This window comes from Pseudomonas sp. BTN1 (genome assembly GCF_001907715.1).
In the GTDB taxonomy this organism is placed as follows: Bacteria; Pseudomonadota; Gammaproteobacteria; order Pseudomonadales; family Pseudomonadaceae; genus Aquipseudomonas; species Aquipseudomonas paracarnis.
This window is the reverse complement of the sequence record NZ_MPBM01000052.1, coordinates 1-20389: the sequence shown is the minus strand read 5'-3', so window position 1 is coordinate 20389 and position 20389 is coordinate 1. Positions and strand designations below refer to the sequence as shown.

Sequence of the window (20389 nt, the reverse complement as noted above, 5' to 3'; positions counted from 1 at the left end):
TTCAATCCTCCGTGAACCAGGGGCGAAACCACCAGGGAGCTTAGTCGGCATCCGAACAAGCCGGGTGATCAGGGTGTAACAAGGTGTACTGGGCAACCCATCAGCCGGCGCCGGCATTTGGCCGAATCGTCGTTATCTCTCTGGCAGGCCTGGTGGTTAAACTCCAGGCTCCCCTCGGAGATCAAGCTCATGAATACGTACTTGAGTCCCAGCCGCTTCATCGATAGTGACCACCCTGTGGTGGTGGAGTTCGCCGAGAAACATCGCGGAACCCGCCCGGATTTAAGTGACCAGGCAGTCAGTCTTTACTACGCGGTGCGTGAGGCCATTCGCTACAACCCCTATACCTTCAGCCGTGACCCCAACACCTTGAGTGCCAGCTTCGCCCTGGCGGCCGGCGAAAGCTACTGTGTGCCCAAAGCTACGTTGCTCGCCGCTTGCGCGCGCCACTGCGGCATTCCCGCACGCATTGGCCTGGCGGACGTGCGCAACCACTTGTCCACACCGCGGCTGCTCGCACTGCTCAAGAGTGACGTGTTCGCCATGCACGGTTATACCGAGCTTTACCTGAACGGCCGCTGGGTCAAGGCCACTCCGGCGTTCAACCAGCAATTGTGCGAGGTGTTCGACGTGCCGCCGCTGGAATTCGATGGCCTGCACGACAGCGTGTTCCACGCGTTCAATCGCCAGGGTCAGCGTTCGATGGAGTACGTGGTGGACCACGGGCAATTTGCTGACGTGCCTGAAGCATTTTTCTTCGGGCATATCCGTCAGTGCTACCCGCACCTGTTTGCCGACGATGCGCCCACCCTGCTCGGCGATATGCAGAGCGATTTAAGCCGCGGCTGAACCGGCGTATGCTGCTGCCTTCATCCAGCCAAGTTCATCCACAATAAGGCGCGGTCATGCTGAAGATCTGGGGTCGTAAAAATTCATCAAACGTCAGGAAAGCACTGTGGTGCGCCGAGGAACTCGGCCTGGACTATGAAGCAATTGATGCGGGCGGGGCTTTTGGTGTGGTCGATACCCCCCAATACCGGGCCATGAACCCCAATGGCCGGGTGCCGGTGATCGAAGATGGCGACTTTGTGCTGTGGGAGTCCAACACCATCGTGCGTTACCTGTGCGCCAAGCAGGCATCGGACTTTTACCCCAGCGACTTGCAAGCCCGGGCCAACGCCGAAAAGTGGATGGACTGGACCACTTCCACGCTCGCCGACCCGTTCAAGGCGGTGTTCTGGGGCATCGTGCGCACCCCGGCTGACCAGCAAAACTGGGACAGCATCAATGCCGGGCGCCAAGCCTGTATCGACGCGCTCAAAACCGTCGAACAAGCCCTCGCCGAGCAACCCTACCTGTCCGGCCAGGCGTTCGGCATGGGCGATATTCCCCTGGGCTGCTTCATCTATGCCTGGTTCGAGATGCCCATCGAACGCCCGGCAATGCCGAATCTGGAGGCCTGGTACCAGCGCTTGCAACAGCGCCCGGCCTACCGCAAGGCGGTGATGACCGCGTTGACTTAATACACACTATTAATACGGGTGACTGTACTTGTGCGGCATGGGCAAGCACCATGCCCGCATTGCATCGCCGGTTGAACTACCTGCGGTGTGCCCTCATCTATTCTTTCTATTCCCTTCTTTGGTGCGTATTCCGATATGAGTTCCGCTCTGTCCATCCGGCAGCTAACCAAAACCTACGGCAACGGTTTCCAGGCCCTGAGTGGTATCGATCTGGACGTTGCCGAAGGTGACTTCTTCGCCTTGCTGGGCCCCAACGGTGCCGGCAAATCCACCACCATCGGTATTCTCTCCACCCTGGTCAACAAGACCAGCGGCACGGTGAATATCTTCGGGCATGACCTGGACAAATCCCCGGCGGCGCTCAAGCGCTCCATTGGCGTGGTGCCCCAGGAATTCAATTTCAACCAGTTCGAAAAGACCTTCGATATCGTCGTGACCCAGGCTGGCTACTACGGCATTCCGGCGAAAGTCGCCAAGGAACGCGCCGAGCAGTACCTCACCCAACTGGGCCTGTGGGACAAGCGTGACGTGCCTTCGCGCTCGCTGTCCGGTGGCATGAAGCGACGCCTGATGATCGCCCGTGCCCTGGTGCATGAGCCGCGCCTGTTGATCCTCGACGAACCTACCGCCGGCGTGGACATCGAACTGCGCCGCTCGATGTGGACCTTCCTCACCGAACTGAACGAGAAGGGCATCACCATCATCCTCACCACCCACTACCTGGAGGAGGCTGAGCAGTTGTGCCGCAACATCGGCATCATCGACCACGGCACCATTGTCGAGAACACCAGCATGCGCAACCTGCTGGGCCAGTTGCATGTGGAAACCTTCCTGCTCGACTTGAAAAACAATCTCTCGGTGGCGCCGCAGTTGCTCGGCTACCCAAGCCGGCTGGTGGACAGCCACACCCTGGAGGTGCAGGTGGATAAGGCCATGGGCATCACCGCGCTGTTCACCCAGCTGGCGACTCAGAACATCGAAGTGTTGAGCCTGCGTAACAAAACCAATCGCCTTGAGGAGTTGTTCGTGTCCCTGGTGGAGAAAAATCTGGCGAAGGTGGCGGTATGAGTTCCGAACTGCAACCCAACCTTGTCGCGCTGCAAACCATTGTCTATCGCGAAGTGAAGCGCTTTACCCGGATCTGGCCGCAGACCCTGCTGCCGCCGGCGATCACCATGGTCCTGTACTTTGTGATCTTCGGTAACCTGATCGGCCGGCAAATCGGCGACATGGGTGGTTTCACCTACATGGAGTACATCGTGCCGGGCCTGATCATGATGTCAGTGATCACCAACTCCTACGGCAACGTGGTGTCGAGTTTCTTTGGCAGCAAGTTCCAGCGCTCCATCGAAGAGCTGATGGTCTCGCCGGTGTCACCGCACACCATCCTCATCGGCTACACCCTGGGCGGCGTGTTGCGTGGCCTGATGGTGGGGGTGATCGTGACGCTGCTGTCGCTGTTCTTTACCCACCTGCAGGTGCATCATCTGGGGGTCACCATTCTGGTGGTCGTGCTGACGGCGACGATCTTCTCGCTGCTGGGCTTTATCAACGCCGTGTTCGCACGCAACTTCGATGATATTTCCATTATCCCGACCTTCGTGCTGACGCCGCTGACCTACCTGGGCGGGGTGTTTTACTCCATCACCTTGCTGCCGCCGTTCTGGCAGACGGTATCCCTGGCCAACCCGGTGCTGCACATGGTCAACGCCTTCCGCTACGGCATTCTGGGCGTGTCGGATATCAAGATCAGTGTGGCGATCACCTTTATGATCGTTGCCACCATCGTCTTGTATATCGGCTGCGCGCGGTTGCTGGTGAGCGGACGTGGGATGCGTACCTAGCCGCTGACGGCACGCGGTAAAAAATGTGGGAGCGGGCTTGCTCGCGAATGCGGTAGATCAGTTGCTGATGCATTGACTGACACGACGCCTTCGCGAGCAAGCCCGCTCCCACATTTGCTCTGTGCAGGGCTTTAAGCCTTCAGTGCCAGCTCGATCAGGGCATGCAGTTCTTCTACCGCCAAAGGCTCTGCCGAAAACAGAATACGAAACACCGTAGGTGCGGCGAGCAGGTTGATCAGATGGTCAACGCTCGGTGGCTGTTCCTGCGGGTAGCGGTCAACAATCACCTGCAACTGCCCACTCAGGATGCTCACGCAATACCCTGGCGTCGGGCTGCTTTGCACGTCGCGCATCATGTTGCGGCCTACGTCCGAACTCATCTCATCCAGGTATTGCTCGGCCCAGGCTTGCAGGTCGCCACGCAGGCTGCCGGTGTTGGCCGGTTCGGTATCGGGGCGCATTCGGGCCAGGGCGACGTCGGCGAGCAGTACTGACAGATCGCCCCAGCGCCGGTAAATGGTCGACGGCGTGACGCCTGCACATGCCGCAATCATCGGCACGGTGACACTGGAACGCTCATGGGCTTCCAGCAATTCGCGCACCGCTCTGTGGACGGATTCTTGTACCCGGGCACTGCGGCCCCCCGGGCGGAGGCCTTCTTTGATCGCCATGGGCAAGACCTTAACACAAAGAATTTGCTTTAAGCGCCAGCGAATAGCACACTGCACAAAAGCAAAATATTAGCTTTAGCGGAGCGTGCCCATGTCCAGTGTCATCTCTCAGCGGTCCAGCCTGGCGTTTCTAGTGATCATGGTGCTGACCTTTCTCGCCGCCTCCAGCGCGCCGACGCCCTTGTACCAGGTGTACCAAGACCACCTGCATTTTTCGGCGGCCATGCTCACGGCCATCTTTGGTGTCTATGCCGTGAGCCTGCTGGCGGCCCTGCTGACGGTGGGGTCGCTCTCGGATTACCTGGGACGCAAGCCGGTGATCTTCGCCGCGCTGCTGCTCAATAGTGTGGCGATGCTGCTGTTTATCCACGCTGACAGCACCGCCTGCCTGCTGGCCGCCCGCGCGTTACAGGGCTTCGCGACTGGCACTGCCACAGCGGTATTGAGTGCGACGCTGCTCGATACCGACCGCGTCCGCGGCCCGATGCTCAACAGCCTTGCACCGATGCTCGGCATGGCCAGTGGTGGCCTGGGCAGCGGGTTACTGGTGGAGTACGCGCCATGGCCAACCCAATTGATCTATTACACCCTGCTGGGCTTGATGGTGTTGCAGGCTCTCTATGTATGGCGCCTGCCTGAAACGGTCAGTCGTATACCCGGCGCCTTGCAGTCCCTGGCGCCAACCCTGCATGTGCCGCCGCAGGCGCGCCGCGCCTTGTGGCTGGCGATGCCATTGAATGTGGCCGTGTGGGCGCTGGGTGGGTTCTTTTCCTCGTTGGCGCCGTCGTTGGTGCGCGTCGCCACCGGGTCGACCTCGCACTTGATCGGCGGCGGGCTGGTGGCGGTGGTGACCTTGAGCGGCGCGGTGATGATCTACAGCCTGCGCAATCACGCGGCTGACAGGGTGATGCGCTTGTCGGCTGCACTGCTGGCCGTGGGCGTGGGGTTGCTGCTGGTTGCCGTAAACACCGCCAGCCTGTGGCTGTTCTTTGTCGCCAGTGTGATCGCAGGCCTGGGCTTCGGCGGCGGTTTCATGGGCAGTGTGCGCAGTATCGTGGGCCTGGCGTTGCCCCATGAGCGGGCGGGCCTGATGTCGGCGTTCTATGTATTGAGCTACCTGGCGTTCTGCGTGCCGGCGCTGTTGGCGGGTAACCTGAGCCGCGTCTTTGGCCTGATCGCGACCACGGACGGCTACGGTGCGGTGCTTATCTTGCTGTCTCTCGGCGCGCTTGTTGGGTTGTTGTGGCGGGACACGGCGCAGGCAAGGGCGAGCGCATGATTACGATTAATATAGGTAAAATAGATAACAGTTAGAGATATTACCCGTTATATAGATATTCGATCAGGTTCTATCATGGCTCCAACCTCAAATGAGGAAGAGGATTAACCCATGACCTGCTCGACTACTCACCGCTACAAACCCTTCAGTCACCTGACCCGTCCCCGGGAAGTGATTCGCCAGTTCACCCCGAACTGGTTCGCCGCGACCATGGGCACCGGTGTGCTGGCGCTGGCCTTGGCCCAGTTGCCAGTCAGCCTGCCAGGCCTGCATGCCGTCGCCGAGGGCCTGTGGCTGTTCACCATTGGCCTGTTTGTGCTGTTCAGCGTGCTGTATGCCGCCCGCTGGGTGATGTTTTTCCACGAGGCGCGGCGCATCTTCGGGCACTCAACGGTCTCGATGTTTTTCGGCACCATCCCCATGGGGCTGGCGACTATTCTCAACGGCTTGCTGCTGTTCGGCCTGCCGCGCTGGGGCGGTGATGTGATCCCGTTGGCCGAAGCCTTGTGGTGGCTGGACGTGGCCATGTCCCTGGCCTGCGGCGTGCTGATCCCGTTCATGATGTTCACCCGCCAGGAGCACAGCATCGACCAGATGACCGCCGTCTGGCTGTTGCCCGTGGTGGCGGCCGAAGTGGCAGCGGCCAGCGGTGGCTTGCTCGCGCCGCACTTGGCCGATGCCCATTCGCAACTGGTGATGTTGGTGACCAGCTACGTGCTGTGGGCGTTTTCCCTGCCGGTAGCGTTCAGCATTCTGACCATCCTGATGCTGCGCATGGCCTTGCATAAGTTGCCTCACGCCAATATGGCAGCGTCGAGCTGGTTGGCCCTGGGCCCGATCGGTACCGGTGCCTTGGGCATGTTGCTGCTCGGTACGGATGCCCCTGGGATCTTCGCCGCCAATGGCCTGGCCAGTGTCGGTGAAATGGCCCACGGCCTGGGCCTGATTGCGGGCATTACCCTGTGGGGCTTCGGTTTGTGGTGGATGTTGATTGCGGTGTTGATCACCCTGCGTTACCTGCGCGCCGGTATCCCGTTCAACCTGGGCTGGTGGGGTTTTACCTTCCCATTGGGGGTTTACGCCTTGGCCACGCTTAAATTGGCGAGCCTGTTACAGCTGGCGTTTTTCAGCGTGTTTGGCAGTGTGCTGGTGGTTGCGCTGGCGCTGATGTGGCTGATCGTGGCCAAGCGCACCGTGCAGGGCGCTTATAAAGGCGAGCTTTTTGTTTCGCCTTGTATTGCCGGGCTAGCGAATAAGTAAGCAGGATTAGGTAAAGTCGTGGCCTGATAAATAAAGGCCACGCAGGAACACGGACGACGATGAGCCATCCTTCCCAATTTACCTTGCTGCGCACGCGGCGCTTCTTGCCGTTTTTCATTACCCAGTTGCTGGGCGCGTTCAACGACAACATCTTCAAGCAGTCGCTGATCCTGGCCATCCTTTACAAGCTCACCATCGAGGGTGACCGCTCCATCTGGGTCAACCTGTGTGCTTTGTTGTTTATCCTGCCGTTCTTCCTGTTCTCGGCGTTGGCCGGGCAGTTTGGCGAGAAATTCAACAAGGACGCGTTGATCCGCGCGATCAAGATCGGCGAGATCGTGATCATGGCGGTGGGCGCGACGGGTTTTCTGACCAATCATCTTGAACTGATGCTGCTGGCGCTGTTTGCCATGGGCACTCACTCGGCGCTGTTCGGCCCGGTGAAGTACTCGCTCATGCCCCAGGCCTTGCACGACGATGAGTTGGTGGGCGGCAACGGCCTGGTGGAGATGGGCACGTTCCTGGCAATTTTGGCGGGCACCATCGGTGCCGGGATCATGATGTCTTCCACCCATTACGCGCCGGTGGTGGCGGTGGCGATTGTGGCCGTGGCGGTGCTGGGCTACCTGGCCAGCCGCAGCATCCCGCGCGCAGCGGCGTCGACACCGCAGCTGCGCCTGGACTGGAATATCTTCACTCAGTCGTGGGCGACGTTGCGCATGGGCCTGGGGCAGACGCCGGCGGTGTCGCGCTCGATTGTCGGCAACTCATGGTTCTGGTTTGTCGGCGCGATCTACCTCACGCAAATCCCGGCCTATGCCAAGGAATGGCTGTACGGCGACGAAACCGTGGTGACCTTGATCCTCACGGTGTTCTCGGTGGGCATCGCCCTGGGCTCGATGCTGTGCGAAAAACTCTCCGGGCGTAAGGTGGAAATCGGCCTGGTGCCGTTTGGTTCGTTTGGCCTGACCGTGTTCGGCCTGCTGCTGTGGTGGCACTCCGGCGGCTTCCCGCAGAACGTGCAAGCCAACGATTGGCTCGCGGTGCTCAGCTACGGCCAAGCCTGGTGGGTGCTGTTCGATATCCTCGGCCTGGGTGTGTTCGGCGGCTTTTACATCGTGCCGCTGTATGCGCTGATCCAGTCGCGTACCGCCGAGAACGAACGGGCTCGGGTGATCGCGGCCAACAACATTCTCAATGCACTGTTCATGGTGGTCTCGGCCATCGTGTCCATCCTGCTGTTGAGCGTGGCCAAGATGTCGATCCCCGAGTTGTTCCTGGTGGTGTCGCTGCTCAACATCGCGGTTAACACTTACATCTTCAAAATCGTCCCCGAGTTCACCATGCGCTTCATGATCTGGCTGCTCAGCCATTCCATGTACCGCGTGGAGCATCGCAACCTGCAAGCCATCCCGGATGAAGGCGCGGCGTTGCTGGTGTGTAACCATGTGTCGTTTGTCGATGCGCTGTTGATTGGCGGTGCAGTACGTCGGCCGATTCGCTTTGTCATGTACTACAAGATCTACCGCTTGCCGGTGCTCAATTTTATCTTCCGCACCGCTGGTGCGATTCCGATTGCGGGGCGCCATGAAGACATTCAGATCTACGAACAGGCGTTCGCGCGCATTGCCCAGTACCTCAAGGATGGCGAGTTGGTGTGCATCTTCCCGGAAGGCAAGCTGACAGCCGATGGCGAGATGAATGAGTTTCGTGGCGGGGTGACACGCATCCTGGAGGAGACGCCGGTGCCGGTGATCCCCATGGCGTTGCAGGGGTTGTGGGGGAGTTTCTTCAGCCGCGATCCGAACAAGGGCTTTTTCCATCGGATCTGGTCGCGGGTGGTGTTGGTGGCGGGTGAGCCGGTGGAAAGTGAGACGGTGACACCGAATGCTTTGCACGCATTGGTTGGAAAATTACGCGGAAGTTTAAGGTAGTTTTTCGTCGGTAATGGAGGCTCATCAACGATCCGGATTGTGCGCTGGTCTGGTGCTTGATGAGTATCTTCTGCACAGGCGTCGGTAAGTTTCCACTCGGTTTCAGGAACGTTTTCGGTCCGTAGCACCACCTAACCGTCGTAATCCCAAATGCATGTTCGGAGGTTAGTGATGGAAACGTCGCCTGTTGCACCATCGACTGCTTCACGCTCCAGCGAGGATGAAAAAAACGACGCCGGCTATCGACAGGCGGCTGACCCTGCAGCGCAGGGTGCTCAGGCTGCTCCGAACACGGCCAGTGTGCCCTTTATGTACAGCAATGAGCATGATGCTTCCCGGGTAGAGACCAGCTCTGCCCGGGTGGGGCCGGTGAGCTATGGTGGCGATAACGAGCTTCAGAGGCAGCCAAGGCAATCCGATGCGTCGCAGGAATGAAAATGCGCTGCTGGCGGAATTCGGTTTGCCGATACGGCCTAGGTATTTCGAATAGTCATCAGTACCATTGCGCATGATCTGCAAGCTCAGGGCCTGTTGTAATGCTTCAAGTAAGGCCCTGAGAAATGTGAGTGTTGCTGTCGGAAAATTCTCGAAACTTACTGCATAGGGTAAAAAGTCATTCAGCTGACGGAACGGTTTCGTCAGGCCCGCCACATAGTCATCGCAGCTAATTAATGCTAAGGATGACTTTCTATGAATATGCCTGTTGGTTCTCCGTCTCTTCACCACTCTCCAGCCCAAGGGACCGTTACGGGCCAGCTAAATTATTTGACGGGTATTGATAAATCTCAAAGTAAATCTGGCGTGACGTCGGCACCCGTGAAGATCATTCCAAATATGCCTTTCAGTGAGGATGGAATACAGATAGAGCTGAATGTTAGAGGTGGCAAAGGATTTTTCGGGCCACCAAAAGAAGAGAATTTGGTCATCACGACGGGAAATGCAGCCGATAAAGTCCATATAAAAAAATCTAACGATGGAGGGCTGATTGCTGACATTAACGGTAAGTCCTATGAGATTCCACTTTATCAGGATGAAAGAAGTCGTCAAAAGATTGAAATCCACACCAATGGCGGAGACGATGACGTGTCTGTTGCCGATGATCTTGAGCTGCCGGTGAGCGTCAAGCTGGGCGATGGTAATGACAGATTCAAAGCCGGCGGGGGCAGGACCAATGTATATGGCGGCGCAGGTAACGATACGCTGACGCTGGGCGCAGGGGTTGCTTATGCCGAAGGTGATGACGGTGATGACTCCATTACTGCAGGCCTAGGTTACAGCGTCATGTATGGGGGTAACGGCAACGACAAACTACGTGGCGGGAGCGGCGGCAGTTACATGGATGGGGGGCGCGGAAATGATCTATTAGAGGGCGGCTCCGGACATAACGTCATGCACGGTGGCAGGGATGATGATGTTCTCATTGGTGGGAAGGGGCGTAACATCTTTTACAGCGGTAGAGGGCTTGACACGATCAACTCAGTATCGGATGTCGATTCTATCTATGCGAAAGACGGCGACGGTATCAAGCGAACGTTCGGTTCGCAGTTGAAGATAGTGTCTCCAACAGAAGTCGGGAGTAAGGCCTTTAATGTCGAGGGGACTGAGGAATTCAAGCAGCGTTTTAACGACGACCTTGAATTTTTGCAAAGTTCTCCAACGGGACAGAAAATGTTGGGTGCATTGGATAAAACGCCTGAGCGAATCAAGGTTGTGCAACAGCCCGAAGGGGAGGGCGCTTTTTATAACTATGGGCGTAAAGGGGTCGACGCGGGTGACCCTCGTCAAGAACCACCGAATGATTGGGCTCATGGTTATATCAATGACGGTATCCCGGGCGCTCCGGCAGATGACGCAACGATTCTATTCGACCCTTCATTTGTGGTGGAAGAGCATAAGCGGCCGCCCATTATTCCGCTGTTTCACGAGATGGGGCATGCCTATAACGGTGTCAATGGCACCGCATTGGCTGGTGAAACTTTTGTAGGGGCTGATCAAGCTGATCCTGACCGGCCGCAATTTGAGTCAAACAGGGAGCGGCAGGCAGTAGGCCAGCCGACTAATGCGCCACCTTTCGACTTCGACAACGATCCTTCAACGCCACCTACGAATACAAACCCGGCATGGGCCACTGAGAATGGCCTTGCTGACGAGCTGGGAACTTCGTTGCGTGAGCGGTACTTTGCTCGCTGATTAAAGGAAGTCGCTCCCAATGCCGGGAGCGACCAATGACTCAGGCGCTGATCTTGAGGCCTATCAACCCACAAATAATCAACGCCACACTTGCCAACCGAAACAACGCCATGGACTCCCCAAACAGGATAATCCCGGCGATTACGGTGCCCACGGCGCCCACGCCGGTCCAGATGGCATAGGCGGTGCCCAGCGGCAACTCCTTCATGGCCAGCCCCAGCAACCCCAGGCTGACAGCCATGGCGGCAATCGTCAGGGCGGTGGGCAGTGGCTTGCTGAAACCGTCGGTGTACTTCAGGCCAACGGCCCAGCCCACTTCAAACAACCCGGCAAAAAACAGAATGATCCAGGACATGATGACCTCGCTTCTATCAAAGTGGGGTCGTCCCCGGGTAAGCGCTTGATAGCGTCGCGAGGTCGTCCTCGCGTAGCTCGCTAGAGTGCCGAAATTAAATCAGGTGATCAAGTTTACGGCGCGGCTTCCAGCGCACGGCTGTTTTGTGCTCGCTCATGCGACGTCAATGGCTGCCCATTTTTTAATCGAGGGGTTTGGGAGAAATCGTCGGTGTGCAGGTTGAGTTCTATGTTTTAGCGCAGGAGTCAGGAAGTTTTCGCCCAATGGCAAGGAACGGCCTCCACCCGTAACACCACATAAGGTTCGTAAGCCCGAGTGTTAATTGGAGGTACACAATGGAAACTTCTTCTGTTGCAGCATCACCCGGTTCACGATCTTACGAAAATGAAAATAACAACGAAAGTCATCGCCAGGCGGCTGATCCTGCCAGGCAGGAAGCACGCGCTGCTCCAAACACGGCGAATGTGCAGCTGATGTTTAACAACACAAATGATGCTCCCCCGGTAGAGTTCAATTCTTCCCAGGCGGGACCGATTACCTATGGTGAAAACACCAGCGGCGATAATGAGTCTCAGCGGCAGGCGAGGCAAGCTGCTGCGCCGCAGGGCGAACCGTACTACCGGTCTGGTCCTAGTCGAGAGGAAGTCAAGGCTGCTGCCCGTGGTCAGCAAGGACAAATAAATTTTGCCGGGCAAGAGCCTGTTCGCATCAGTACTAACCGTTATAAAGATGACAATGTCACCATTGAGCGCGGCTCCGCCAATGACGCTGATGACCCTTCAAAGCAAAGTGAGCATGTTCTGTTATCTACCGGTGATGGCGACGACAGAGTCCATGTTGAAAGAGGCAGAGATGGAGGGCTTGTTGCACACGTTAATGGACAGTCGTACCACCTGCCTTTCCAAAATAACTCTGCTGATCAACAGCGTCTTTACATTGATACCGGGGGTGGGCGCGATGGCGTCAGTCTCGACTATGGAGGGCGTGAGCAAACCTTTGTCAATCTCGGCGCGGGTAACGATATCTTTTATGGCGGGGCAGGCCGGACGAATGTATTTGGTGGAGACGGTTCTGACATTATCAACCTGGGCAGCGGTGATAGCTATGCAGAGGGAAATGATGGCAATGACTTCATCACCGGCGGTACTGGCAATACGGTGATATATGGTGGCAAGGGGAGTGATGAGCTGCGTGCGGGCGGTGGTCCGGATGCAAAAATCAGCTACTTGGACGGAGGACAGGGTAACGATTTAATTTATGGCGGCAGAGGGCGCAATATATTGCATGGCGGGGGCGGTGACGACATCATTTATGGTGGTGACCGCAATGTTATATACACGGGACGAGGGCAGGACACCGTCACGACTTATAACCCATCCGATATCGTATATGGGCAACGCGGGGTGGATAATTTTAATGGTGTGCGTTCACCTGCAAGCGTTCGTCATTTAGGCGCTTCGAGTAACGGTAGCAGCATCAAGATCAAGGGGAGCGAAGACTTCATCCAAAACATGGAAGACAACCTGGAGTTTCTGCGCAGCTCACCCACAGGGCAGGGGATGCTGGCAGAAATCGATTCCCTTGCCGCGCCGATAACCCTTCGAGAGGGATTGGATGGAAGCTCATACCATCACCGCGATCCAGATAGCCCTCCCTCGCCTCAAGACGCCAATCGTCTCGAAAATGACCCCGCGTACGGCTTTATATCAAATGGTGTCCGAGGGGCGCCTGCGACTAATCCCGTGCTGATTCATGAGCGAAGTTTCATCACTCCCGGACACGGGCGCCCCCCTGCCGTGATTCTCTACCATGAGCTTAGTCATGCGGTCAACGGCGGTCAGGGTACCTTTCTACCGGGCTATACGTTTGTAGGCCATCCTGATCCGAATTTTGCCTGGGAGAGAAACCTGGAACGCCAGGCCGTTGGACTTCCTACCAGTCATCAGCCTTTTCAGTTCCTCGGTCGTAACTTTTCGGCCTCCACCTACAACCCGTGGCCGTATAACGAAAACGCTCTGCTGGCGGAGTTGAATTTGCCTCTACGTCAAAGATACTTCGACTAAGGCATTAATACATCGCTCAGCGGTGTTGAAGCATAGGTGCAAGCAAGGCCCTGCACTTGCTTGCGCCACGTTCGTTATAGGTAGGGCAATCGCTTGGTGCGTCGCGAGGTCATCCCCGCGAAGTTCTCTGGAGAGCTGAAATTACGCGGCGTCTGATGCGCGGCGGTCTTCCTTCTCGCTCATGCGACGGAAGTAGGTAGAAAGCAATGCACCGGAAATATTGTGCCAGACGCTGAACAACGCGCTGGGTACTGCCGCCAGCGGCGAAAAGTGTGCACTGGCCAGCGCGGCACCCAGCCCGGAGTTCTGCATACCGACTTCCAGCGCCAACGACTTGCGTTGCGCCAAGGGCAACTTGAACAGGCGCCCGGTGAAGTAGCCCAGCAGGTAACCGAAGCTGTTATGCAGCATCACCACGGCCATGATCAGCAGGCCCGACTCGGCAATCTTGCCTTGGCTTGCGGCAACCACGGCCGCGACGATGATCACAATGCTGACCACCGACACCAGTGGCAGCACGTCCACCGCATGCCTTACCCGATCACCGAGCAAGCGCTGCGCGACCACGCCCAGTACGATGGGTAGCAGCACCACTTGCAGGATCGACCAGAACAGCTCCATGAACGACACCGGTAGCCAGGCCGAGGCCAGCAGCCAGATCAATGCCGGTGTGAGCAGCGGAGCGAGGAGGGTGGTGACCGCGGCAATCGCCACCGATAACGCCAGGTCACCCCGGGCCAGCCAGGTCATCACGTTGGACGACGTGCCACTTGGGCAACAGCCGACCAGGATCACGCCAACGGCAATTTCCGCCGGCAAATGGAACGCCTGGCACAGCAACCATGCCACGCCCGGCATGATCACGAAATGCGCGACCACGCCCAACGCCACGCGCCAGGGGTGGCGAGCGACTTCGGCGAAGTCTTCCAGTTTCAAGGTCAACCCCATGCCGAACATCACCAGGCCCAGCAGTGGGACGATGGCGCTTTTCAGGCCGATGAACCAGCTGGGTTGGAGAAAGGCGACAACGGCAAAGATCAACACCCAGTAGGCAAAGGTGTTGCCGACGAAGCGGCTCAAGGCGGCGAGTGCGCGCATGGGGATGTCCTTTTTTATTCGATTTCTGAGTTGTCGATGCAATCAAATGTGGGAGCTGGCTTGCCTGCGATAGCGGTGTATGAGTCGGCACTACTCTGGCTGACACTCTGCTATCGCAGGCAAGCCAGCTCCCACACTGACCGTGCCCACATTGGATCGGTGTTGCTTAGATGCCCTGTGGTGTCTCTTCGCCGCCCAGTGCCTCAACCAACGCTGGCAGGAAATCGCCGAAAGTCAGCATCATCAAGGTAAAGCTGGCATCCAGTTGGCCCAGGGCTTCATCGCCGCCGTCCTGTTCCGCCTGGTCTTGCAGCAGGTCTTCGAACTTCAGACGCTTGACGGTCATCTTGTCGTCGAGCATGAAAGACAACTTGTCCTGCCACGCCAGGGACAGTTGGGTCACGACCTTGCCGGTGGTCAGGTGCAGTTGGATCTCTTCACTGGTCAGGTCTTGGCGCTTGCAGCGCACGATGCCGCCGTCTTCGTGGGTGTCGCGCAGTTCGCATTCGTCGAGGACGAAGAAGTCATCGGCCGGTTTCTGGGTGGTGACCCAGTCGGTCATGATGGCAGTTGGTGCAGTCTTCACCGTCAGCGGACGGACGGGCAGGGTGCCGATCACCTCGCGCAAGGTCGACAGCAGGTCTTCGGCGCGCTTTGGGCTGGCCGAATTGACAAGGATCAGGCCCTGTTTCGGCGCGATCGCAGCAAAGGTCGACGAGCGACGAATAAAGGCACGCGGCAGGAAGGCCTGGATGATTTCATCCTTGATCTGGTCGCGCTCCTTCTTGTAGACCTTGCGCATCTGCTCGGCTTCGATCTCTTCGACTTTCTCTTTAAGTGCATCACGCACCACGCTGCCCGGCAGGATGCGTTCTTCCTTGCGGGCGGCGATCAGCAGGAAATCTCCACTGACGTGAACCAGGGGAGCATCTTCACCTTTACCGAAAGGTGCGACGAAACCGTAAGTGGTCAACTCCTGGCTTGCACAAGGGCGCGCCAGCTTGGTGGCCATGGCCGCTTCCAACGCCTCGGCATCAATAGGCAGATCTTGGGTCAGGCGATAGATAAGCAGGTTCTTGAACCACATGGGGTGAGTCTCTCCTCTATACAAAGGGGGGCATTATTCTCTTGATCACGCCGCAGGCCAACCCTGCCTAAGCCATTGGAAGGGCTGAAAAAAAAGATTTAAGAAAGTGCTTGCCAGACTTAGGGTCGCTCCGTAGAATGCGCGCCACACCGAAACGAAGGGTGATTAGCTCAGCTGGGAGAGCATCTGCCTTACAAGCAGAGGGTCGGCGGTTCGATCCCGTCATCACCCACCATTCGCTTCAGTGTTACGCGCAGCGGTAGTTCAGTCGGTTAGAATACCGGCCTGTCACGCCGGGGGTCGCGGGTTCGAGTCCCGTCCGCTGCGCCATATTCGGTCACCTGGAACGCTGAACGCCAGGTAGCCAAAGAAAGCCCGCTCATCGAGCGGGCTTTTTTCTGTCCGAAATATGGCAAAAAATCGTGCGCTAAACTTTTTTTAAATAAATTGCATTTAAATCAAGACATTACGATTTTTTGGTGTATGATGCGCCCACACCGAAACGAAGGGTGATTAGCTCAGCTGGGAGAGCATCTGCCTTACAAGCAGAGGGTCGGCGGTTCGATCCCGTCATCACCCACCATTCGCTTCAAGTGTTACGCGCAGCGGTAGTTCAGTCGGTTAGAATACCGGCCTGTCACGCCGGGGGTCGCGGGTTCGAGTCCCGTCCGCTGCGCCATATTCGGTCACCTGGAACGCTGAACGCCAGGTAGCCATAAGAAACCCGCTCATTGAGCGGGTTTTTTTTCGCCTGCGATTTAACGCACCTTACGGCGCGTTGCGGCTGTGGCGGTAATCGCTGACGGCTTCGTACACCGCTTTGCGTAGTCGGTTGATCCCGCCGATGGGGCGGTGCGCTTCCAAACCGAACCAGGGGTTGAACGACTGGTTATCGCACGCCAGGTTCTGCGCCGGCGTGTCGAAGTCCTGGGCGGGAATCCTGACCTTGGCCACCGTTTCATACGGCGCGTCGCTTTCCTTCCACTCGATGCTGGTGTCTTCGATGGGCATGAAGGCCTGCGGGTTTTGCCGCTGGATCTGCAGCACAAAACACGCGTCTACGCGGTCGGTGGACAGTTGCTGGTTGAGCGCGCTGCGCAGGAAGTTGGGCAGGTCCTGGTTCTGTTTGGGCAACACATAATCCGGGCAGCTTTGCGGGTCGGGCGCCACGCGAAACTTGGCGTTGGCCGCGCCAAACTTATAAGGCGACACTGAAAAGTAAGTCGTCTGCGTCGGGCTGGCCGGGGCGGGCGCCAGGGTTGCCAGGGCGATAAACAAGTGACGCACTTGCCAGCTGCGCGGATCGAGCTTGGGAAAGAACGCCAGGACCTTCTTGCCATCCGCTTGCGCACCGATGTTCTGCGCGTATTCCGCGACATCGCTGACAAAGAAGTTCGGATGGCTGAACATCACGAAATCCTGCTCGGTGCGCGCTTGCTGGTCGGCCATCAGTTGCTTGCCCGGCACATCCAACAGCTTGATCGCCATGCCGCGGGCATCGCGGATGCTATCGAATTGCGGGTAGGCGTTGCCGTTGGACAGGCGCATCGTCGCCTGCCAGGTCTTGCCCGGCTCGGCGAACACACCCTGGCGCAAGGCCGGGTCGAGATCCGCCAGAACGCTGACCTCGGCTTTCACGCACCCATGGGCCTTGGCATGGGCATCGCGCAGGTAGCGAGTGCCTTCGCGATGCTGGTCAACGATGCGCACGGCGGTCTGGATGATGCCTTGGGTCATCGCCGCCTCACCCGGCGGGATCTGTTCCTTCACCGACACCGGGCCCCTGTGCTGCCAGGCGAACCAGGCCGTGGCCAACACCCAGCCCAGCAGGCCCAGGCCCAGCAGCCACAGCAGGGTTTTGCCCACAAAGGCGCCAAGGCGCAGCCAGAGACGAGCAAGCATGGAGCGGTCCTTGTTTTGCGATCGGATAATCATGGCAGTTGTTGCTCCAGCGGGCCGCCCAGCACTTTGAGGTATTCGAGCAGCGCCCAGCGTTCCTGCGGCAGCAGGCCACGGCCGATAACGCCACTGCCACGTTCGCCGGCACGGAATTCGTGGCCGCTGTTGTGGTTGCCGGTGACTCTGGTATCGAACAGGAAGGCGTTCTTGAAGGCGGTGGTCTCAAACCCCAGGTGACGCGGGTCGTAGTTGAAGGTGCCTTTATAGAAAGTGGTGCTGCGTTCGTCCTGGGGCGAGAGCAGTTGGTAGATCGTCGGCACCGAACCGTTGTGCAGGAACGGTGGGGTGGCCCATACGCCTGCCAGTGGCCGCGCCTTGTAGGCACGCAACTCGCGTACGCCGATGGGCAGGCCGAACCCGTCCAGGCCCGGGCGCTCGGCCGGGGTCACGCCCGCCGCACGGTAGGCATGCTCTTCGACGAAGGCGGTGACATAGGCCAGGCCTTGGGCCACCGACATTTTTTTCAGGTCCAGCGGCGCGGTGGGGGTGGGGTGCAGTTCGACATTGAGCCGGGCCAGTTCGGCCGGGTCCCATTGCAGCGCGCTGAGGTCATAGCGTTGGTCGGCAATGTTGTTGGCTGTGCCGGGGTCGGTGCCGATGTAGTCCACCGGCAGCATTTTCAACTGCTGCACCGGTCGGCCGTTTTCTTCGGTAACGGTGGGCAGATGGCAGCCGGCGCAGTTCTCGGCAAAGAGTGCGCGGCCCTGGGCGGCGAGGGGTTTGTCGATGGCACCGAACAAGTCTTGCGGCCAGGTCGGCGGCTTGAGCCGTTGCAGGGTTTCTTCGATCAGGTGCAGGTCGCGCACCCGTACGCTGGACGGGTAGCGGGCATCGCCCTTGAGCGGTTGCCCGGCTGCGTCGAAGAACGCCAGAGTCGCGCCTACGCCAAGGGCTTCGCCGATGTTGCGCGCCATGGGCTGCTGTGCCGAGCCATTCCACTGCACCCAGTCGAAGGTCCAGATATCCCACAGCTGCGGGTAGTCAACCGGCGCATTGGCGACGCGATAATTGTCGGGAGAAATGGCGTCGCCAAAACTGGCGTTGGCGATGCGTCCAAAGGCGTCAGTACGGCCCGGACCTTCTTCGGTGGGGTAAAGGCCACGGTGGGTGTCATTCCAGGCGACTTTGAGGAACTGGTTCAGCGATTGCTTGAAGTCCTTGCGCAGTTGATCGCGCCGGGCATCGTACTGATCCCCCAGCACCTTGTGAGCAAAACGCTCAAACTTCCATGGGTTGTAATAGGTAGCGGCCAGGCTGGCGACCAGGGCCTGGCCGAAACTGCCACCGCGCAACGTGGGAACGCTGGAGGGCAGTACGTGTTGCGCCGAGCCACCGTCGATGCGCAGGGCCTGGCCCTTGTAGTGCAATTCGCCGGTGTGGCAGGCCGCACAGGTGATATCCAGGTACTGAGCCCTGCTGTCGGCGTTCTGGTGCCGGGCGAACCCTACTGGCAGGTTGCCAGGGTTTTGCGCGGTGGGCGTCTGCTTGGGGTCGACCAGGAAGCCAAAGCGCGCCAGGTACTCCGGCGCGGCAAAGCGTTGCTCGGAAAACGGCAGTTCCAGGGCGGTGAACCAGTCGTAGTGCAGGCCTTTTACTTGGGTGCCCTGGGGCGTGAAGTAGTAGGTCTGGCGGTCGTCGGCACTCCATTGCTCCTGGTAGTGCACCTGCTTTACTGGCACGTAGTCCGGCAGCTTGGGGTTGAGGGTGTAGTAGAGCACCACGGCCAGAATCAGGCCCAGTGCGATCAGTATCAGGAGTAAAACACGGGAAAAAATGCGCAAGATAACTATCCTTGTCGAATTGTCGCGTTGTTATGCCACTGCGCCACAGGTGCGGCAAGTAGCAATTGGCCCGCTATCAGGCGGTCCCGCGATCCGTCGCGGGGCCCCATGATAGATGGAAATGCTTTTAAACACGTGAACTTATCAGAAGTTTCCTGCTCACATGCCGGTAGCCATTGGTCGTGGCCGCCTGATAAGCTCGCGACTTTATTCGAATGCCCTTATGGCGCATGAACAAGGAAATAGCATGAAACAGCATCGGTTGGCGGCGGCGGTGGCCCTGGTTAGCCTGGTACTTGCGGGTTGTGATTCGCAGACCAGCGTAGAGCTGAAAACCCCGGCGCAGAAAGCTTCCTACGGCATCGGCCTGAACATGGGCAAGAGCCTTGCCCAAGAAGGCATGGACGACCTGGACTCCAAAGCTGTTGCCCAGGGCATCGAAGATGCCGTCGGCAAGAAAGAGCAGAAGCTCAAGGACGATGAGCTGGTTGAAGCGTTTGCCGCACTGCAAAAGCGTGCTGAAGAGCGCATGACCAAAATGAGCGAAGAGTCGGCAGCCGCTGGCAAGAAATTCCTCGAAGACAACGCCAAGAAAGACGGTGTCGTCACCACCGCTTCCGGCCTGCAGTACAAGATCGTGAAGAAGGCCGACGGCGCCCAGCCTAAGCCGACCGACGTGGTGACTGTTCACTACACCGGCAAGCTCACCAACGGCACTACCTTTGACAGCTCCGTAGATCGCGGTAGCCCGATCGACCTGCCGGTCAGCGGCGTGATCCCGGGTTGGGTCGAAGGCCTGCAACTGATGCACGTTGGCGAGAAGGTCGAGCTGTACATCCCGTCCGACCTGGCCTACGGCGCCCAGAGCCCGAGCCCGGCGATCCCGGCCAACTCGGTGCTGGTATTCGACCTGGAACTGCTGGCCATCAAGGATCCAGCCAAGGCAGAAGCGGCTGACGCACCTGCTGCACCAGCCGCCAAGAAGTAATCGGCGCCTGAACACACAACGCCCCGTCTCGACGGGGCGTTGTTGTTTTCGGGTCTGTATCAAAGGATGCAAAAATCTTCTGTGGGCGCTGGCTTGTCGGGTTGCCGCATCGCTGTGATGACCGCCAGACGCTCAGCACTCCAAATGTGGGAGCTGGCTTGCCTGCGATGACGGCCTGCCAGCCTACACCTACTAACTGACACACCACGATCAACCTGTGGGAGCGGGCTTGCTCGCGAAGGCGGCCTGGCAGTCAACACAGTTGGATTGTGTACATATCCATTGCTGCGGTAACGGCCACATAGGGTTCCGCCCTGACGGCGGCTCACTTTGCAAGAGCGGCAAAGTAAGCAAAAC

At 58.4% G+C, this 20389-nt stretch carries 17 protein-coding genes and 4 tRNA genes; 14 read left to right on the top strand and 7 right to left on the bottom strand.

The features are described 5' to 3' along the window. Nucleotides 1-189: 189 nt before the first annotated feature. The 4 genes from BMH52_RS24160 to BMH52_RS24145 all read left to right on the top strand — a co-directional run bounded on the left by BMH52_RS24160 (nt 190) and on the right by BMH52_RS24145 (nt 3367). Nucleotides 190-849, top strand: a complete 660-nt coding sequence (locus BMH52_RS24160; protein ID WP_019817270.1) for a transglutaminase family protein — start codon at nt 190-192, stop codon at nt 847-849. A 56-nt stretch (nt 850-905) separates the two neighbouring features. After that, nucleotides 906-1523, top strand: a complete 618-nt coding sequence (locus BMH52_RS24155) for a glutathione S-transferase family protein (protein WP_003190113.1) — start codon at nt 906-908, stop codon at nt 1521-1523. A 135-nt stretch (nt 1524-1658) separates the two neighbouring features. Next, a complete protein-coding gene (locus tag BMH52_RS24150; RefSeq protein WP_014717781.1) occupies nt 1659-2591 on the top strand; it encodes an ABC transporter ATP-binding protein in 933 nt (310 codons plus the stop codon). After that, nucleotides 2588-3367 carry an ABC transporter permease gene (locus BMH52_RS24145; RefSeq protein ID WP_003190115.1) on the top strand — a complete coding sequence of 260 codons (780 nt, stop codon included), beginning with the start codon at nt 2588-2590 and terminating at the stop codon, nt 3365-3367. The genes BMH52_RS24150 and BMH52_RS24145 overlap by 4 nt, the downstream gene beginning before the upstream one ends. A 131-nt stretch (nt 3368-3498) precedes the next feature. On the opposite strand, the gene BMH52_RS24140 is transcribed toward BMH52_RS24145, so the two are convergent. Continuing rightward, on the bottom strand, nt 3499-4038 hold the full coding sequence (locus tag BMH52_RS24140) for a TetR/AcrR family transcriptional regulator (protein ID WP_072435554.1): 540 nt from the start codon (nt 4036-4038) through the stop codon (nt 3499-3501). A gap of 91 nt (nt 4039-4129) precedes the next feature. Between BMH52_RS24140 and BMH52_RS24135 the strand changes: the two genes are divergently transcribed. The 3 genes from BMH52_RS24135 (at nt 4130) to BMH52_RS24125 (ending at nt 8511) form a co-directional block, all read left to right on the top strand. Continuing rightward, nucleotides 4130-5317 carry an MFS transporter gene (locus BMH52_RS24135; RefSeq protein ID WP_073845297.1) on the top strand — a complete coding sequence of 396 codons (1188 nt, stop codon included), beginning with the start codon at nt 4130-4132 and terminating at the stop codon, nt 5315-5317. Between the two features lie 111 nt (nt 5318-5428). Further along, a complete protein-coding gene (locus BMH52_RS24130; protein WP_073845294.1) occupies nt 5429-6577 on the top strand; it encodes a TDT family transporter in 1149 nt (382 codons plus the stop codon). 59 nt (nt 6578-6636) lie between these two features. Further along, entirely contained in the window at nt 6637-8511 is a 1875-nt protein-coding gene (locus BMH52_RS24125; protein ID WP_073845292.1) for an MFS transporter, read from the top strand. A gap of 204 nt (nt 8512-8715) precedes the next feature. On the opposite strand, the gene BMH52_RS29225 is transcribed toward BMH52_RS24125, so the two are convergent. Continuing rightward, on the bottom strand, nt 8716-9162 hold the full coding sequence (locus BMH52_RS29225) for a hypothetical protein (RefSeq protein WP_158068763.1): 447 nt from the start codon (nt 9160-9162) through the stop codon (nt 8716-8718). A gap of 39 nt (nt 9163-9201) precedes the next feature. Between BMH52_RS29225 and BMH52_RS24120 the strand changes: the two genes are divergently transcribed. Beyond that, a complete protein-coding gene (locus tag BMH52_RS24120; protein WP_020301081.1) occupies nt 9202-10701 on the top strand; it encodes a M91 family zinc metallopeptidase in 1500 nt (499 codons plus the stop codon). Nucleotides 10702-10741: 40 nt separating this feature from the next. On the opposite strand, the gene sugE is transcribed toward BMH52_RS24120, so the two are convergent. After that, a complete protein-coding gene (gene sugE, locus BMH52_RS24115) occupies nt 10742-11056 on the bottom strand; it encodes a quaternary ammonium compound efflux SMR transporter SugE (protein WP_003190128.1) in 315 nt (104 codons plus the stop codon). A gap of 335 nt (nt 11057-11391) precedes the next feature. Between sugE and BMH52_RS24110 the strand changes: the two genes are divergently transcribed. Beyond that, on the top strand, nt 11392-13119 hold the full coding sequence (locus tag BMH52_RS24110) for a M91 family zinc metallopeptidase (RefSeq protein WP_073845289.1): 1728 nt from the start codon (nt 11392-11394) through the stop codon (nt 13117-13119). A 141-nt stretch (nt 13120-13260) separates the two neighbouring features. Here BMH52_RS24110 and BMH52_RS24105 read toward each other — a convergent pair whose 3' ends face one another. Both BMH52_RS24105 and rdgC read right to left on the bottom strand, forming a co-directional pair. Next, nucleotides 13261-14217, bottom strand: coding sequence for a bile acid:sodium symporter family protein (locus BMH52_RS24105; RefSeq protein WP_020301079.1), 957 nt, complete (start codon nt 14215-14217; stop codon nt 13261-13263). Nucleotides 14218-14383: 166 nt separating this feature from the next. Continuing rightward, nucleotides 14384-15304, bottom strand: a complete 921-nt coding sequence (gene rdgC / locus BMH52_RS24100) for a recombination-associated protein RdgC (protein WP_073845287.1) — start codon at nt 15302-15304, stop codon at nt 14384-14386. A gap of 159 nt (nt 15305-15463) precedes the next feature. On the opposite strand from rdgC, the gene BMH52_RS24095 reads away from it, so the two are divergent. The 4 genes from BMH52_RS24095 (at nt 15464) to BMH52_RS24080 (ending at nt 15983) form a co-directional block, all read left to right on the top strand. Beyond that, a tRNA-Val gene (locus BMH52_RS24095) sits at nt 15464-15539 on the top strand. 18 nt (nt 15540-15557) lie between these two features. Then, nucleotides 15558-15634 (top strand) — tRNA-Asp (locus BMH52_RS24090). A gap of 177 nt (nt 15635-15811) precedes the next feature. Beyond that, nucleotides 15812-15887, top strand: a tRNA-Val gene (locus BMH52_RS24085). Nucleotides 15888-15906: 19 nt separating this feature from the next. Next, a tRNA-Asp gene (locus tag BMH52_RS24080) sits at nt 15907-15983 on the top strand. Between the two features lie 89 nt (nt 15984-16072). Here BMH52_RS24080 and BMH52_RS24075 read toward each other — a convergent pair. Next, nucleotides 16073-17206, bottom strand: coding sequence for a catalase family protein (locus tag BMH52_RS24075; RefSeq protein WP_032901960.1), 1134 nt, complete (start codon nt 17204-17206; stop codon nt 16073-16075). A 29-nt stretch (nt 17207-17235) separates the two neighbouring features. Continuing rightward, complete coding sequence (locus BMH52_RS24070; protein ID WP_073845285.1) at nt 17236-19044, bottom strand: di-heme-cytochrome C peroxidase; 1809 nt, start codon at nt 19042-19044, stop codon at nt 17236-17238. A gap of 247 nt (nt 19045-19291) precedes the next feature. Here BMH52_RS24070 and BMH52_RS24065 point away from each other — a divergent pair, with 247 nt between their 5' ends. Continuing rightward, a complete protein-coding gene (locus BMH52_RS24065) occupies nt 19292-20032 on the top strand; it encodes an FKBP-type peptidyl-prolyl cis-trans isomerase (RefSeq protein WP_003190133.1) in 741 nt (246 codons plus the stop codon). The last annotated feature ends 357 nt before the right edge of the window (nt 20033-20389 follow it).